This is a genomic window from Variovorax paradoxus (genome assembly GCF_009755665.1).
Classification (GTDB): Bacteria; Pseudomonadota; Gammaproteobacteria; order Burkholderiales; family Burkholderiaceae_C; genus Variovorax; species Variovorax paradoxus_G.
This window is the reverse complement of record NZ_CP046622.1, coordinates 2,087,051-2,102,768: the sequence shown is the minus strand read 5'-3', so window position 1 is coordinate 2,102,768 and position 15,718 is coordinate 2,087,051. Positions and strand designations below refer to the sequence as shown.

At 67.5% G+C, this 15,718-nt stretch carries 18 protein-coding genes; 5 read left to right on the top strand and 13 right to left on the bottom strand.

Going from position 1 to position 15,718, the window contains the following annotated elements; all coding sequences use genetic code 11:
• Positions 1-96: 96 nt before the first annotated feature.
• Positions 97-339, top strand: a complete 243-nt coding sequence (locus tag GOQ09_RS09860; protein WP_157613261.1) for a hypothetical protein — start codon at positions 97-99, stop codon at positions 337-339.
• Here the strand turns inward: GOQ09_RS09860 and GOQ09_RS09855 are convergent.
• Together GOQ09_RS09855 and GOQ09_RS09850 are read right to left on the bottom strand one after the other, a co-directional pair.
• On the bottom strand, positions 309-1,733 hold the full coding sequence (locus tag GOQ09_RS09855; protein ID WP_157613260.1) for a sigma-54-dependent transcriptional regulator: 1,425 nt from the start codon (positions 1,731-1,733) through the stop codon (positions 309-311). The genes GOQ09_RS09860 and GOQ09_RS09855 overlap by 31 nt on opposite strands.
• Before the next feature lie 114 nt (positions 1,734-1,847).
• Positions 1,848-2,219, bottom strand: a complete 372-nt coding sequence (locus GOQ09_RS09850; RefSeq protein ID WP_157613259.1) for a histidine kinase dimerization/phospho-acceptor domain-containing protein — start codon at positions 2,217-2,219, stop codon at positions 1,848-1,850.
• 214 nt (positions 2,220-2,433) lie between these two features.
• Here GOQ09_RS09850 and rpoN point away from each other — a divergent pair, with 214 nt between their 5' ends.
• Genes rpoN through GOQ09_RS09835 form a run of 3 tightly spaced genes read left to right on the top strand, consistent with a single transcriptional unit; the run spans position 2,434 to position 4,394 of the window.
• Positions 2,434-3,897, top strand: coding sequence for an RNA polymerase factor sigma-54 (gene rpoN, locus GOQ09_RS09845; RefSeq protein ID WP_157613258.1), 1,464 nt, complete (start codon positions 2,434-2,436; stop codon positions 3,895-3,897).
• Positions 3,898-3,915: 18 nt separating this feature from the next.
• Positions 3,916-4,167: a hypothetical protein gene (locus GOQ09_RS09840; protein ID WP_157613257.1), complete on the top strand. Its 252-nt coding sequence runs from the start codon at positions 3,916-3,918 to the stop codon at positions 4,165-4,167.
• 14 nt (positions 4,168-4,181) lie between these two features.
• A complete protein-coding gene (locus GOQ09_RS09835; RefSeq protein WP_157613256.1) occupies positions 4,182-4,394 on the top strand; it encodes a hypothetical protein in 213 nt (70 codons plus the stop codon).
• A 31-nt stretch (positions 4,395-4,425) separates the two neighbouring features.
• On the opposite strand, the gene GOQ09_RS09830 is transcribed toward GOQ09_RS09835, so the two are convergent.
• Complete coding sequence (locus GOQ09_RS09830; RefSeq protein ID WP_157613255.1) at positions 4,426-4,710, bottom strand: hypothetical protein; 285 nt, start codon at positions 4,708-4,710, stop codon at positions 4,426-4,428.
• 164 nt (positions 4,711-4,874) lie between these two features.
• Between GOQ09_RS09830 and GOQ09_RS09825 the strand changes: the two genes are divergently transcribed.
• Entirely contained in the window at positions 4,875-5,468 is a 594-nt protein-coding gene (locus GOQ09_RS09825) for a DUF4142 domain-containing protein (RefSeq protein WP_157613254.1), read from the top strand.
• A gap of 32 nt (positions 5,469-5,500) precedes the next feature.
• On the opposite strand, the gene GOQ09_RS09820 is transcribed toward GOQ09_RS09825, so the two are convergent.
• Genes GOQ09_RS09820 through GOQ09_RS09775 form a run of 10 tightly spaced genes read right to left on the bottom strand, consistent with a single transcriptional unit; the run spans position 5,501 to position 15,632 of the window.
• Entirely contained in the window at positions 5,501-6,061 is a 561-nt protein-coding gene (locus tag GOQ09_RS09820) for a DUF1003 domain-containing protein (RefSeq protein ID WP_157613253.1), read from the bottom strand.
• A complete protein-coding gene (locus tag GOQ09_RS09815) occupies positions 6,048-6,890 on the bottom strand; it encodes a TIGR04290 family methyltransferase (protein ID WP_157613252.1) in 843 nt (280 codons plus the stop codon). The genes GOQ09_RS09820 and GOQ09_RS09815 overlap by 14 nt, the downstream gene beginning before the upstream one ends.
• Before the next feature lie 11 nt (positions 6,891-6,901).
• Positions 6,902-7,999: a CgeB family protein gene (locus GOQ09_RS09810; protein WP_157613251.1), complete on the bottom strand. Its 1,098-nt coding sequence runs from the start codon at positions 7,997-7,999 to the stop codon at positions 6,902-6,904.
• On the bottom strand, positions 7,996-9,102 hold the full coding sequence (locus GOQ09_RS09805; RefSeq protein ID WP_157613250.1) for a CgeB family protein: 1,107 nt from the start codon (positions 9,100-9,102) through the stop codon (positions 7,996-7,998). The genes GOQ09_RS09810 and GOQ09_RS09805 overlap by 4 nt, the downstream gene beginning before the upstream one ends.
• On the bottom strand, positions 9,099-10,220 hold the full coding sequence (locus GOQ09_RS09800) for a CgeB family protein (protein WP_157613249.1): 1,122 nt from the start codon (positions 10,218-10,220) through the stop codon (positions 9,099-9,101). The genes GOQ09_RS09805 and GOQ09_RS09800 overlap by 4 nt, the downstream gene beginning before the upstream one ends.
• The gene (locus GOQ09_RS09795; RefSeq protein WP_242631053.1) at positions 10,208-11,380 is read right to left on the bottom strand and encodes a glycosyltransferase family 4 protein; all 1,173 of its coding nucleotides are present in this window, start codon (positions 11,378-11,380) and stop codon (positions 10,208-10,210) included. Before GOQ09_RS09795 ends, GOQ09_RS09800 begins: the two co-directional genes overlap by 13 nt.
• Entirely contained in the window at positions 11,370-12,419 is a 1,050-nt protein-coding gene (locus tag GOQ09_RS09790) for a Gfo/Idh/MocA family protein (RefSeq protein WP_157613247.1), read from the bottom strand. Before GOQ09_RS09790 ends, GOQ09_RS09795 begins: the two co-directional genes overlap by 11 nt.
• An 11-nt stretch (positions 12,420-12,430) precedes the next feature.
• Entirely contained in the window at positions 12,431-13,384 is a 954-nt protein-coding gene (locus GOQ09_RS09785) for an MDR/zinc-dependent alcohol dehydrogenase-like family protein (RefSeq protein ID WP_157613246.1), read from the bottom strand.
• Between the two features lie 2 nt (positions 13,385-13,386).
• Positions 13,387-14,517, bottom strand: coding sequence for an NAD-dependent epimerase/dehydratase family protein (locus GOQ09_RS09780; protein WP_157613245.1), 1,131 nt, complete (start codon positions 14,515-14,517; stop codon positions 13,387-13,389).
• The gene (locus GOQ09_RS09775) at positions 14,514-15,632 is read right to left on the bottom strand and encodes an NAD-dependent epimerase/dehydratase family protein (protein WP_157613244.1); all 1,119 of its coding nucleotides are present in this window, start codon (positions 15,630-15,632) and stop codon (positions 14,514-14,516) included. Before GOQ09_RS09775 ends, GOQ09_RS09780 begins: the two co-directional genes overlap by 4 nt.
• Positions 15,633-15,718: the final 86 nt, after the last annotated feature.

The window sequence follows — 15,718 nt, the reverse complement described above, 5'->3', positions numbered from 1 at the left end:
TCGGCAGCGTCACCACCGGCACGCAGTTTGCCGGACGGTGAACGCCTTGCGCGAGACCTTCGCCGAGCGAGAACCGTCACGCACCCGGAGATACGCATGAACGAACTCAGCAGCTATTTCGCCCGCTATCCTCTTGAAAACCCGGCGAATTATCTGGGAACAGACTTCGATCCCGCAGGCGCCGCGGCCTACAGGTTTCGGCTGCGCGGCTGGAAGGAACGCTATCGCACACGAATGCGCGCGGCGTCCTCCGCCGCTGGGCCGTCCTTATGCCGCCGGAACACGCCGGTGCAGCCGCCGGCGCCTTCTCATTGCTGGTACTCCTTCAGCCGGTTGTAGAGCGTCTTCATGCTGATGCCCAGCAGCGCCGCGGTGCGCTCCTTGTGGCGTCCGCAGCGCTCGTAGGTGGCAAGAATGACGCGCCGCTCCACGTCCGCGAGCTGCGTGCCCACTTCGATCACGATCTGGTCCTCCCCCGCATCGGGAGGTGCCGCAGCCGAGTCCCGGTGGCCGTTGAGCGCGCCGGGCGCGAGCGGGCGGCCGCGCGCTGCCTCGGCTTCGATCCCGGGAGCCGCACTGTCCCCGGCGGGCAGCCATTCCTCGTCGATCTCGTTGCCGGACGCCATCACCCACGCGCGCTGCACCACATTGCGCAACTCGCGCACATTGCCGGGCCAGCGGTGCGCTGCCAGCCGAGCCAGCGCGCCCGGCGTGAAATGCTTGCTGCCGCCTTCCTGGCGCGCCAGGTCTTGCAGAAAGCTCGTGGCAATGAGGGCGATGTCGTCGCCGCGTTCACGCAGGGGCGGCAGCGCGATCGGAAACACGTTGAGGCGGTACAGCAGGTCTTCGCGCATGGTGCCGCGCGCCACCGCCTCGCCGGCATCGCGGTTGGTGGCCGCGATGATGCGCACATCGGTCTGCTGCACCTGGGTGGAACCCACCCGCATGAAGGTACCGCTCTCCAGCACGCGCAGCAGTTTCACCTGCAGCTCGAGCGGCATTTCGGTCACCTCGTCCAGAAACAGCGTGCCGCCGTGCGCGCGCTCGAAGAAGCCTTGGTGCTGGCGCTCGGCCCCGGTAAAGCTGCCGCGCTCGTGGCCGAAGATTTCGCTTTCGACGAGATGCGGCGACAGCGCGCCGCAATTGACGGCAAGAAATGGTTGTTCCCGCCGCCGGCTCAGGTCGTGCACCGCGCGGGCCACCAATTCCTTGCCGGTTCCGCTCTCTCCGTGGATGAACACGGTCACCGCAGTGCCGGCCACGCGCGAGATCTGCCGGTACACGCGCTGCATCGGTTGCGAACGGCCGATCAGGTGGCCGAAGCGCCCGGTCTCGCGCCAGAGTTCCTGCACCTCGTCAAGCTCGGCGCGCAATTGCGAAGGGGCAATCAGGCGCGACAGCAGGCCCTTGAGGTGCTGCGGATTGATCGGCTTCACCAGGTAGTCGGCCGCACCGAGCCGCAGCGCCTTGATGGAGGTTTCCAGGCTTGCCTGCCCAGTCATGAGGACCAGCATGGTGTCGCTCACGATCTCCGGCTCGTTCAGCAGGTCGAACCCGTTCCCGTCCGGCAGGTGGAGATCGAGCAGCAGCAGGTCGGGCCGCTGCATCGCGACCATGCGGCGTCCGGCGGCGATGGAATGCGCACACATCACGGTGTGCCCCTCGCGCGCGACCAGGGCGGCAATCATTCGCGCCGAATCTTCGTCGTCTTCAACAATTAGTGTGTGGCCCAACTTCGTACCTGGCTTGACGCCTGTGCTGCACCGCGAAGGAGTGCTTGCCTCGAACTTCCCGCGTAGATATCCCACTGCGAATCTTGCTCCACCGAGCAGGAAACGCCGGACGGTTCAATCGTTCAAGCCCTGTGCGAATTCGTGCACTTGCTCTGTCAGAGAGGTCATACGCGCGACTTGCCGCTCAAGCACTTCCAGGGCTTCGCGTTTTGTGTCGTCGTCATCGGCGGTCCGCAAAAGCTCCAATGCCACGGCCATGGCCCCCACGGGGCTTCGCAGATCGTGTTCGAGGCGCTGCGCGCACAGCGCCTGGCGCGACATGCGCGCCTGATGCAGCGCCAGCTTCTCTTCTGCAGCCCATGCGGTGCGGGCCTTCTTCCGGAACGCGAGTCCCAGCCCCGCGAATCCCGTAATGGCGAGGCAAGCTCCGATCAGCAGCGCCGGACACGCCGGGGGCTGCCCCCTGTCTCCCGATGAATTTTTCATGACGCGAGTTTGCGACAAACGCACCACCCCTGTCTGCCCCGGGAGAACCGCAAGATTTGCCGCAAGGCTTCCAAGGCACCGACGGCGAAGACGCGTTCGAACCCCATTTATGCGTACTTTAAAACTAATTTCCGGCGTTGCGGGAGCCGAAATACCCTGGCACGACCGTTGCGCAGCAGTTCCGCCACCGGGATCGGAGGCGCTACGGAGAAACATGAACACTTCGATTGTTTTGCAGGCCCGCCAGGTGCAGGCCCCCATCTTTTCCCCTCGCCTGCAGCAGGCCGTGCGGCTGCTGCAGATGTCGTCGCAGGAATACGCGCAGGCGCTGCGCGACGCGGCCGAACTGAATCCGTTTCTCGAGATCGAGCCCGCCCCGCAAGACGGCCACGAATCCATCGCCGAGACCGTGTCGGCCGCCTCCGAAGCGGCCGCGGACATCGAAGCGGCGGCGGCCTTCGACAGGATCACCGCGGCACCGGCCTCGAGCGATCGGCACCTGTCGCATGACGAGAGCTTCGACCTGATGCAGCGCGTACCGTTGCCGGATTCGCTGCGCGCCCACTTGCACGTGCAGCTCGGCGTGTTGCGTATTTCCGCCCGCGAGATGGCATTTGCGCGCGCCGTGGTCGAGGCGCTGGATGACGACGGCTACCTTCGCATCTCGCTCGAAGACGTGGGCGCCGCACTCGGAGAAACCGGCGCGGATGCGGAACGCGAGCTGCGCACGGCCCTGAGGCGCGTGCAGGCGCTCGACCCTGCGGGCGTGGCGGCACGCAGCGTGGCCGAGTGCCTGTGCCTGCAACTCGAGGCCGCCTCGATGCATGCGAATGATCCGGACGCGGGCACCCGGCAACTCGCACGCCGGATTCTCGAAGCGCACATCGGCCTCCTTGCCACGCACGAGGTCGGCAAGCTCGCCAAGGCGCTCGATGCGGCACCGCAACAAGTGCAGTGCGCAATCGATTGCATCCGGCGCCTGAACCCGCACCCGGGCTGGCAATTCGGCGAGACGGCGGCGCGAATCGTGATACCCGACGTGACCGTGAAGAAGGTGCGCGGCACCTGGAGGACTTCGCTCAACGCCAGCGCCCTGCCGCGCGTGAAGGTGAACTCGGCCTATGCGAAATTGTTCGAGCAGCATGGCCAGAAACACGGCACGGGCCAGTGCGCCGCCATGAAGGAATGCCTGGAGCAGGCGCGCTGGATGGTGGGCAGCGTGTCGCAGCGCGCGTCCACCATTCTCGACGTGGCCCGCGCCATCGTCGCGCGGCAGAAGATGTTCTTCGAGCACGGTCCGCTCGCCATGAAGCCGCTCGGGCTGCGCGAGATCGCGGAGGAAGTGGGCGTGCACCCGTCCACCGTGTCGCGCACCGTGCACAACAAGTACATGGCCACGCCCGCCGGCGTTTTCGAGCTGCAGCACTTCTTCTCGCGCGGGCTCGAGCACGCCGCCGGGGGCGCGAGCGCGCCGGTGGCATTGCAGGGGCTCATCCGCGAGCTCATTGCGGTCGAAAAGCCGGTGGCGCCGCTGAGCGATGCAGCGCTGGCGCGCCAGCTGGCGCAGCAAGGCTTCCGCATAGCGCGCCGCACTGTCACCAAGTACCGCCAGAGCATGAACATCGACCCCTTCGAACGCCGCCGCGCGCAAGGGGGAGAAATGGGAGCTGCGGCCTAGACCGCACAAGGAGACAACATGTCCATTGAGTTTCTGCGCGCGCTCGCGAAGCACCCCGCGCCTGTCACGCTGACCAACCCGCACGACATCGACAACCTGCTGGTGCTGCGCGCCGCGGGCCTGGTTGCGGCCTTGACCTTCAAGCTCGATGCCGGAGGCCGCGAGGTGGGCCGCTTTCTCGCGCTGACGCCCGACGGCCGCAGCGCGCTCGGTACAGCCACCGACGGCTCGAGCCACGGCGCGCAGGCCGCTTCGCGGTTGCCGCAGTAAGAGGGTATATCCGCATGTCCTACCGCTATCTCGAAAGACTGGCCCGCAAGCGGCTGCCCATCTTCGTGGCACGGCCGTCCAAGGTGCGGGCCCTGCGACGGCTCGCGGCTACAGGGCACGTGGACGTGCGCTTCTATCCACCGGACTCTTGCGACGGGCAGTTCGGCGAAGTCCGCGCACTCACCCCCGCCGGCTGGGACGCCATTCGCGGGGCCGACTCACCCTGAAACGCCCGCCGCAAGCAGCGGCGCAGCGCGCTCAGCGGCGCCCGGCACTCTGCGCGGTGGCGCTGCGCATCATGCAGGCGGCGCGGCCTTCAGCGGTAATGGCCGTGACGATGGCACGTTCGATCCGCCGCTCGCCGGTGCGCAAGACCACCGTCGGCTCGGTCATTGCCTGCAGCAGCGAAGCGCTGCGCAGCGCAAGGATCTTGTGGATGTCGTCTGGCTCCGAGCACACCACGGGCATCTGGCGGCGCGAGAGGAATTCAAGCAGTTCATAGCACTCGCTGGCATGGCCCATGCGCGATTGCGATCTTTTCATGACAGGACGTCCAAGGCGTTGAAAAGAAGAATGGAGGAAGAGGGAACAACGCGAGCGGCAAGCGGCATGCCCGCACGGCGCCGGGCATGCGCGTTGCCAAGAGAAAACCTGGACACCCGCTTCACCGGGCGGGCCCGAAATCACCACCCTCAAGGAGCACATCGATGACCATCCAAAGCACCGCATTCCGATTCGGCATGGCCGCAGTGGCCGCTTGCGCATTTGCTGCGACTCTTCCCGCTGCCGCGCAGAGCGCAAGCTCGCGCGGCGACCAGGCCACGCAAAGCCGCAGCGCCGCCGGCAAATCGGACCAGGCAGGCAAGACCTCGAAAGGCGACCAGCGCATGATGAGAGACATTGCACAGGCCAACCTCGCCGAAATCGAAACCGGAAAGCTGGCGCAGGAGAAAGCCTCGAAAGACGAGGTGAAGCAGTTCGGCAAGACCATGGTCGACGACCATACGAAGGCGCTGAGCGAATTGCAGGAAATCGCATCGAAGAAAGGCGTGGAACTGCCGACCGAACCCGACGCCAAGCACAAGGCCACCGCGACCGCGCTGAAGGCCCTGAGCGGCGACACCTTCGACAAGCAGTACATGTCGATGGCGGGTCTTTCCGACCACAAGAAGACGCATGAAATGCTGCAGAAGGTGCAGCGCAATGCGGCCGACGCGGACTTGAAGGCCTATGCGGCCAAGACGCTCCCGGTGGTTCACGGGCACCTGACGACCGCGCAGGGAATCACCGGCAAGAAATAAGAAGGAATGAACAGCCGGCCGGGAGGGTCGCCCTACTCGTCCGGCCGCCCGGTCTCTTTGGAAGGGCGCTCGATGCGGTCGAGCACCCGCTCCGGCGAAACGTTCTCCCGGAGCTCGTCGAGCTCGGGATCGTGCGCCGCCGGAATGTCCATGCGTTTTGCGATCTCCGTGACGAGGGTGATGACCTTCGTGATCTCGTGCTCGCCCAGCAGGCTGATCTGAAGATCCAGGTCGGCGCGCTGGTCCGCCAGCGCCGCCATGCGGTTCTGGCTGATCATCACGAAGGTCGAGATGAAAATGGCCTCGACCGATGCCACCATGGCCAGCACGACGAACGTGGGGTCGAAGGCGCGCACCATGGGTACCCACCCGAGGTTGACGGCGATCCACCCCCCATAGATCAGCAGGTGCAGGTACACGAACTTCATGCTGCCCGCAAAGCGGGTGATGGCGTCGGCAATCCGGTCCTGCAGGCCGGTCGATATCTTCTGCTGCTGGCGCCGCCGCACCAGCGCGGCAATGTTGCGGTCGACCACGCCCGCGACGGGCGACTCCCCGGTCCGGCCTTCCTGGCCTGGTTCAGCCGCCGCCACGGATCACCCCCGTGGCCGACTCGTATTGCGAACCATAGATGGCGCGTGCACCCTGCGCCTGTGCATCGGGCACGCACAAGTAGATCTCATGCCCCGGCCGCGCCTCTATGCGAAGCCCGCTGGAACGCAGCATGGCCTCCACGCCGGCATGGTTGGGCGCCCACCAGTTGGTCGGGTCGTTGGCGAGCCGGTGTTCGATGAAAGCCATGCGCGGCCATCCGCTCTCGAGCAGCGGCGTGCGGTCGTCGATGTTGCAGTCGGCCGTGTCGGTATAGACCGAGTCGCCCGGCATGGTGAGCGTCTGGAACATCATGATGCGGCGCGTGCGCTCGGCCAGCAGGTCGAGCGCGAGCAGCGGATAGCGCAGGTGATAGAAAACGCCCATGAACCAGACAAGGTCGAAGGTTTCGCCGGAGCGCGCCAGGTCGTACACCTGCATTTCCCGAAACTCCACCTGCGACTCCATCCCAAGCTGGCCGGCGGCCCACCGCGCCTGCGCGAGGTAGTGCGCATCGACATCGATGCCCAGCACCGAGGCGCCGCGCCGCGCCAGCTCGAAGCTGTAGAAGCCGGCGTTGCAGCCCACGTCGAGCACGCGCCATCCACTGAGGTCTTCCGGCACGAAGGGCTTGATCTCCTGCCATTTGAAGTTGGGAAAGTCCCCGCCGAGAAAATGCTTGGGCAAGGTTTGCACGCCGCCGGGCAGGTGCAGGTTGTGGAACCAGGGGCCCAGCGCCTCGATCTGCTGGCGAACGGAGTCTGTGCCTGGGTCGGCTGCGGTGGTGGCGGTGCTGGCCGCGGCTGCTTTCTGGTTGTTGTGCACGTGCATGCCTCCTCTTTTCATGCCGCCTCGCGCACTTGCAGCAGCGTGCGGGCGTAGCCTTCGAGCTCGGCGGCGCGGTGAGCGGCGGTGTGTTCCGAAAGAATGCGCCGGCGCGCGCGCTCGCCCACGGCGCGGCGCTCTTCTTCCGGCAGTTCGCGCAAGAGCCGCAGCACTTCGCCGGGCGAATCGGCCAGGAAGATCTCTTCGCCCGGAACGAGCAGCGATTCGATGCCGTCCCAGCGGTCGCTGATGATCGGCGTGCCGCAGGCGGCGGCTTCGAAGATGCGCACGCTGGGCGACCAGCCGGCCTGGATCATGTCGGCGCGCGTCACGTTGAGCGTGAAGCGCTGCCGGTTATAAAAATCGCGATGCATGGCCGGGGGCAAATGCGCCGTGTAGCGCACGTTTCGCGGCCATTCGATGCTGCTCGGGTACTGCGCGCCGGCCACTTCGAAGCGCCCTTGCGCCCACTGGCGCGCGGGCTCGAGCAGCAGCGCTTCGAGCGTGGGCTGGCGGTCGTCGCTGTAAGTGCCCATGTAGCCGAGGTCGCAATCCTGCGCCACGGGTTCGGGGTAATACAGCTCGGGGTCGACCGAGCAATAGAGCATGCGCGCGGCAGGCGAGCCGAACTCGCGCTCCAGCCGGTCGAGCGTGGGGCCGCCGGTGAAAGACAGGTACATGTCGTAGCCCGCAATCTGGCGCGCCTGCAGGTAGGTGGTGCCTCCGCGTGCGAGCGCGGCCAGCGTGACCGGCGTATCGATGTCGTAGAAGGCCGTGCGGCCCGGCGCCTCGGCCTGCACCCAGTCGCCGACGGCCACGCCGTCAGGCACGAACGAGCCGACGATGACCAGGTCGGCCTCGCCGATCTGTGCCGCATGGTCGCGCTGCAGGCCGGCAACGTCGGCATACAGCGCGGTGCGCCCAAAGGGAGGATCGGGCAGGTCGCGGTGCCCGGCATACCAGGGCACGTCGCGCTCGAGAAACAGCACATCGTGTCCGCGCCGCACCAGTTCGCGCACCAGGCCGCGGTAGGTGGTGGCGTGGCCGTTGCCCCAGGATGAAGTGATCGAGAGCCCGAGGATGACGATCTTGAGCGGTGAAGCCTGCATGCTCATGCCACCTCCAGCGCTTGTGCGGCGTCGCGGCCTTCGAGCAGCGCCTCCAGCTGTGCGGCGCGGTGCGCATAGGTGTGTTCGGCCAGCACGCGCCGGTATGCAGCCTCGCCGATGCGGCGCGCGGTTGCAGCATCGAGCTGGCGCACATGGGCCGCCACCTCTTCGCCGTCGGCGGCCACCAGCACTTCCTTTCCGGGCTCCAGAAAAAGCTCTATGCCCTCCCATGCATCGGTGATCAGGCAGGCGGCGGAACCGGCCGCCTCGAACACGCGCGTGGCCGGCGAAAACCCGTAGCGCGCCATGCTGTCGCGGCTCACGTTGAGTACGGCCATGGGCGTGCGGTTGAACGCGTTGTGGTCGGCGGTGTAGACATGGCCGACGTAGCGCACGTTGCTGGGCATGGCCTTGTCGCTCCAGCCGCTGCCGCCCAGCAGAAAGCGCTGCTCGGGCAGCAGGCTGGCGGCGCGAAGAAAGAACTCTTCCACCCGCGCCTCGCGGTCCGGCAGGCGATTGCCGAGGAAGCCCAGGTCAGCCTCGAAGCGTGCATCGGGCCCGACGGGGTGATGCGTGGAGGGATCGAGCGCGTTGTAGATCGGAATGCAATCGCGCGCACCGGCACGGCGGTAGGCCTGCACCACGGGGTCGCCGCCGCCGTAGGTCAGCACCATGTCGTAGCGCGGCACCAGCGCATGGAACGGGTCGGCCGCGTCGGCCTGCAGCCGGTCGAGCGTGGCGGGTGCATCGACGTCCCAGAACACGACTCGCGTGCCGGGGCCCTGCAAGTCGAGCACGGCCTCTTCGAGCAGCGCATCGAACACGCCCACACCGCTGGCCTTGACCACCAAGTCGGCGCCGCGCGCATGCTCGACCATGCGGCGCGCGTTGGCATCGCCCTCGCCCGGATAGACGATGACCTCCGCCCAATCGGGATCGTCCATGTCGCGGTGCTGCTGCCGGCCGAAGGCATCGGGCTCGTAGAAGCGCACGCGATGGCCTCGCTCGTGCAGCGCGCGAACCATGCCGCGGTAGTAGGTGGCGGCGCCGTTCCAGTAGGCCGACACGAGGCTGGAGGCAAAGAAGGCGATGTTCATCTTTTTCTTCATGCGGGAATGCTCCGGAGGTGAGTGGGTTCGCCTTCGAGCTCGGCGTGAATGGCCAGCAGCTCGTCGACGCGGTGGGCGCAGGTGTGGCGGGCAAGCACGGTCTCCAGGCCCTGCTCGCGCAGCGCGCGCGCCAGGTCGGGGTCGTGCAGCACGTCGCGCAAGTGGCGGCGCATGGCGCCGCCATCGTTGGCCACCAGAAAGTCGCGGCCGGGCGTGAACAGCCCTTCGGCGTCGTTCCACGGCGCGGAAACCAGCGGAATGCCGCAGGCCAGCGCCTCGAACACCCGAATGGTCGGAATGCCCGGCAGCGCCTGTACGTAAGGCCTGCGCGGCACATGCACCGTGACGCGGTGGCGCGCGAAGACGCGCGGCGCCCGGTAGTTGGGGAGCCAGCCGCCGAAGTGGATGCGGGCGGCACGCAGGCGGTCCAGCGCCCTGTCGGGGTAGCGCACGCCGTGCATGCGCGCCTTCAACCGCAGGTCGTGCACCGGCTGGAGCAGGAACTCGTCGAGCTCGGCCTCGCGCTCGTCGTCGCCCCAGTTGCCGATCCAGACCAGGTCGCCTTCTTCCACTTCGTCCGGTATAGGATGGAAGTGGCGGATGTCGGCGGCCTCGTGCCAGGTCCACGCACGGCGCGCCCAGCCTTTCTTGCGGTACAGGTCGCGGATCACGTTGCCGAAGGCCAGCACGCCGTCGTAGTGCGACAGGTCGTAGCCGGCCATGCTCTTTTCTTCGGTCACCGAACGGTGGTGCGTGTCGTGGAAGAAAAGCCGGTAGCGCCCGCCGTCACGCCGGTGAAGGCCGATGCGGCGCACCAGCGCGTGGTCGTTCCATTCGTGCACCAGCACCACATCCGCGTCTTGCAGCGCCTCGTCGAGATCGAGCGTGGCGGGGTCGTAGGTGGTGCTGTGCAGTTCCGGGTACACCCGCGCGAACTCTTCGATCGGCGCCTGGCCGTGCTCGGCCTGCAGGTTGGTGCGGCTCCATGCGCCGTGCGGCTCGTACACGGCAAGCTCGTGGCCGCGCGCAAGCAGCTCGCTGCAGACGCCACGCAGAAAGTGCGCATTGCCATGGTTCCAGTCGGACACGAGCGAATGGCAGAACATCACGAAGCGCATGCGGCCTCCTTTGTTTTTCTTCGGGTCCGCCCCGCGCCGCCCGCACGGGAGGACGCCGCCGGCGCGAGCAAGCGGCCGTAGGCGGACATGTAGGCGTCCGCCATGCGCGACGGCGTGAAATGCCGCGCACGCTCCGCCGCCCGACGCGCCATTTCCTGGCGCAGCGGCGCATCGTCGATCAGCCGCATCAAGGCTGTCTGCAGTGCATCGTGGTCCTCCGGCTGCACATACAGCGCGGCGTCGCCCCAAACCTCGCGCAGGCTCGGCACGTCGCCCAGCACCAGCGCGCACTGCGAAAGCGCCGCTTCCAGCGCCGAGAGTCCGAAGGGCTCATAGCGTGCGGGCAAGGCATAGATCGATGCACGCGCGAACTGCGCGGCCATGGCGTCGGGAGCCAGCTCGCCGAGCCACAGCACGCCGGGCGCCTGGATGCTTTTCTCGCCGGCACCCGGCGCCGACGCCGATCCAGCCACGCACACCGGCCAGGGCAAGCGCGTGGCCACGGCCTGCAGCGCCGATACGTTCTTGGCGGCATCCCACAGCCTGCCGGCCGAGAGAATGACCGGCTCCTTGTCGCCTGGAGCGAACATCGCCGCGCTGCGGCCATTGGGCAGCACCAGGCCGCCGTGGATGTAGCCATAGTCGAGCGCGAGCGACGAGAGCATGGCTTCCGTCGGTGCGCCGACGAGGTCGGCACCGTCGAGCCCTTGCCGCACCGTGCGCCGATAGGTGTCCCAGCTCGCCGGCGCAAGCTGGCGATGCACCGCGCGCCACCACGAGGCCACGCACGAATGAGCGACCACGAGCTTCGGTGCCCCAAACGGAAGTGCGCCGAAAGCGAACTGGTTCAGGTGCACCACGTCCGGAGCCAGTTCGCGTTCAAGGCCGAGCAGCCATTGGCCGGCGCGGCGCACATCGTCCCACGGGTTCTCCATCCATTCGAGGCGCCACTCGCTCACGTGCAACTGCAGGCCGGGGAGCGACGCGGCCTGCGCGCGCTGCGCCGGCGTGGGCAGTGCTCCCATGGTGGCCAGCGACACGCGCACGCCCCGCTCGGTGAGCGCAGCGGCAAGCTCCAGCGCATGGCTCCAGACGCCGCCGACCGTGTCGGCCGTCATCAGCACATGGCGCGGCGCTTGTTGTGGTGTTTCAGCGTTCATAGATCGCATCCAGCACAGCCGCCACCTCGGTCAGCCGCTCGATCTCGGGGTCGAAGGCCCCGCCGTTCGCGAGCGCGCGAGCCCAGTGCACGGCGGCGCGCCCGCCCCAGTCGTCAGGGGGCGAGGCGAGCGGTATTGCACGCGTGCCGTCGAAACGCTCGGCGACAAAGTCGTAGAAGGAGCCGCCAACGTTGCGGAACGAGGCTCCGCCGCGCGTGCCGTGAAAGTTGGCTTCGATGACGGCGTCCCGGCCCGCCGGCAGGTTCCACGAGCACGCAAGCCGCGCCACGCAACCGCCCGCGAGATCGATCTGCGCCACCGCATGGTCTTCGACGACCGCCGAAGGCAGCGCCAGGCGTCGGCCGCCCGCGTGAAGGCGGCTCGACACCGCCTCGACGCGCGGAAAGCCCAAGGTCCAGAGCGCCAGGTCGACCATGTGGATGCCGAGATCGATCACGCAGCCCCCACCCGAAAGCACCGGGTCGCGGAACCAGGGCTTATCGGGGCCGTAGGCGTTGTGGAACACCAGGTCGACGGCATACACATCGCCGATCTCCCCGGCGGACACCAGCTCGCGGATGCGCTGCATGCCGGCCGTGCGCCGGTACGACAGGTCGACGCCCAGCAGCCGGTCGGCGCGCCTCGCTGCGTCGATCACCCCTCTGGTTTCCTCGGCCGTACGTGCCAGCGGCTTCTGGCAGAACACCGCCACGCCACGCGCGAGCGCCGCCTCGGCCTGCCGCGCATGAAGCGCGCTTGGCGTGGCGATCACGAGCCCGTCGAGATCGCGTTCGAGCAGCGCGTCGAGCGAGCGCAAGCTGGCCGCGCCGGGCGCCATCGCGCAGGCGGCTTCGCATGCATCAGCCTGCGCATCCGCCACTGCAGCAATTTCCGCGCAGCCGTCTTTCGCGATGGCTTCCATGCGGTTCCTGCCGATCCAGCCGACCCCCAGGAAGCCGAGCCGAGGCCGCCGAAGCGGCGCGGCGTGCGTGCGCGCGGACGGCGCAGTCGCCAACGCCGGCTCCAGCGCATTCGTCATGTGCGCCGCCCTCACGTAGTCACCACCGCTTTCAGAAAACCGTCAGGCCGGGTGCGCGTGAGCTCCAGCGCCTCGCCTAGCCGGTCGAGCGGCAGGCGGTGCGTGAAGAGCGGCTCAGCATCGAGCACGCCCGCGGCCATCATGTCGACGGCTTCGCGGATGCCCTGCACGTACATGCGCGGGTCGCGCTCATGCGCGTTGATCACATCGATGCCGCGCCAGTTCCACATCTGCATGTTGACCTGCCGAGTCCCGTCCTGGTGATAGCCCGCAATCACGAGGCGGCCGCGCTCGCCGGTGATCTCTCCGGCCAGGTCGAGCGGCCACTGCAGGCCGACGGCTTCGATGGTGCGTTCGCACATCTTCTCGCCGGTGAGGCGTTTCACCTCGTCCAGGATGCGCCAGTGGTCGTCCATCACGATGGTGTGCGCGGCGCCCGCCTGGCGCGCGACCTCCAGTGCAAAGGGCCGCCGCGATATGGCGATGACGCGCGCGCCTGCTTGCGTGGCAAGCCGCGTGAGAATGGCGCCGAGAAACCCGATGCCGACGATGGCCACGGTCTGGCCGGCGCGGATGTCGCTGCGGCGGAAGATGTTGACCGCACAGCCCAGCGGCTCGCCGGGCATGGCCACATCGGCGAGCGAGGCCGGCAGCGGCACCACCGAACCCGCATCGGCCACGTCGTATTCGGCATGCGCGCGGTAGGTGAGCGCGGCCACGCGGTCGCCCACGGCCAGGCCGGTGACGCCCTCGCCCACGGCTGCCACGCGGCCCCAGCCTTCGTGCCCCGGCGCACCGGCCGGCTGCGGGTATTCGAACCATGAGCGGCCCTCCCACAGCGGCAGGCTCGAAGCACAGACACCCGAGCCCTCGAGCTTGAGAAGCACCTGGCCCGCAGCGGGTTCGGGCGTATCCACCTGCCGCAGGACAGCCTGTCCCGGCGAAGCAATGACACTGGCGAACATGCTCACCTCCCGGCCGCTGCAAGCACCGGGCGGCGCTGCCCGCTCTTGCGGGTGGTGGCAGGCTGTGCCCGCATCTCTCGCAGCCACTGGTGCAGCCGCTCGATGCCGTGCCGCGCGTCGACGGCCGGCCGCCAACCCGTGGCGGCCTCGAAGCGGCGCGTGTCCGACACGTAGTAGCGCTGGTCGCCGGTGCGCCAGTCTTCATGCGCGGTCTCGGGGCGCCTGCCTTCGAGCACTTCGATCTGGTCGAGAAGGTCGAGCAGGCTGATCACGTTGCGCGGCCCGCCGCCGATATTGAAGGCGCCGCCGGCCAGCTTGCCGATGTTGCGCTGGGCCAGCATGAACGCATCGACGAGGTCGTCGACGAACAGGATGTCGCGCACCTGCTTGCCGTCGCCGAAGAGCGTGATGGGTTCGCCGTCGAGCGCGCGCAACAGGAAGTGCGCCACCCAGCCCTGGTCTTCGGTGCCGAACTGGCGCTGTCCGTAGATGCAGCTCATGCGGAAGACCACCGTCTTCATACCGTAGCTGCGCGCGTAGTCATGCACGTACTGGTCGGCCGTTCCCTTGGAGCAGCCATAGGGGCTGTGAAAGTCGAGCGGCCGCGCTTCGGAAATGCCGTGGCTTGCGATGTCCGCCGTCACCGGTCCATAGCGCTGGCCCTCGAGCTTGAGCTCCACGTCTTCCAGGCCGCCGTAGACCTTGTTGGTCGAGGTCATCAGCACCGAGGGCGGCACCGGCTGCGCGCGGGCCGCCTCCAGCACGTTGAGCGTGCCGAGCGCGTTCACCGCAAAGTCTTCTCGCGGGTCGACCAGGCTCGTGGTCACCGCGACCTGCGCCGCAAAATGAAAGACATGGTCGGCCCGGGCAACCGCGCGCTCCACCGAGGCGGCATCGCGGATGTCGGCCACGGCCACGTCGAGTCCGGTCGCATGGTTCTGCTGCAGCCAGTCGAGGTTGCGTTCCACGCCGGGGCGCGAAAGGTTGTCGAACACCAGCACGCGGCGGCCTTCGGACAGCAGCCGGTGCGCGAGGTTGGCCCCCACGAAGCCCGCGCCACCCGTGATGAGTGTGACCCGATCCTTGCCGTTGAGCGCGCGCCGGGGAGTGAGTACTGCGTCCCGGCTGTTCATATGGCCAACCCGCGCGCGGAAAGCTCTGCACTCGCTTGCGCCACGCGGTCGACCGCCGCTTGCCCCTCCAACCAGGCCGCGAGCTCGGCCAGGCCGTCTTCCAGGCTCACGCGGGGCGAATAGCCCAGCACGCGGCGAGCCTTGGATATGTCCGCATAGCAGTGCCGTATGTCACCGACGCGGTACTTGCCCGTGATTTCGGGCGCGAGGTTTTCCTTGCCCACGGCCTCGGCCACGCGCTGCGCGATGTCTCGCACGCTGTAGGCCTCGCCGCTGCCGATGTTGAACACCTCGCCGGCGGCGGCCGGCATTTCGAGTGCAAGCCGCGAGGCGCGGGCAATGTCGTACACGCTCACGAAGTCGCGCTGCTGGTGGCCGTCCTCGAAGATCTTGGGAGGACTGTCGTTGAGCAGGCGCGACGCAAAGATCGCGAGCACGCCGGTGTAGGGATTCGAAAGCGCTTGGCGCGGGCCGTACGCGTTGAAGAATCGCAGGGCCGCTGTCGGAATGTTGTAGGCCCGGCCGATCATGAGGCACATGCGCTCCTGGTCGAACTTGGACAACGCATACACCGAAGCGAGTGCGGGTGCCTTGTCTTCCGGCGTGGGCGCGGGCACCAGGGCCAGCCCGTCTTCGTCGCGCCATTCCCAGTCGCCGCGCCGCAGCTGCTCTAGCGTGCGCTCCTGCACCGTGCGGAGCTCGCCGCTCGCGGTGCGGTAAAGGCCCTCGCCATACAGGCTCATGCTCGATGCGACGATCAGCTTCTTCACCGGCTTCTCGATCAGCGCCTCCAGCAGCACCGCGGTGCCGAGGTTGTTCACACGCGTGTAGTGCGCCACCTCGTACATGCTCTGCCCCACACCCACTGCCGACGCGAAGTGGTAGACCGCGTCGACGCCCTTGAGCGCGTTGCGCACCGCAGCCGGGTCGCACACGTCGCCGACGACGAGTTCGATGTCCGCCTCCAGGTAATCGGGCCGGCGCCCGCTGTCGCCATGCACCTGCGGCGCAAGGTTGTCGAGAACGCGAACGCGATAGCCGTGGGAGAGAAGCTCGTCGGCAAGATGCGAGCCGATGAAACCGGCGCCGCCGGTGATGAGAATTTGCTGCGACATGAAACCCCTTTTTGTTTGAGCCGCCGGCGAATCGTCGAGGGAGATATCTTCTTTTTCAACGCCTTGGCGAAGCCCTAAATTCGACG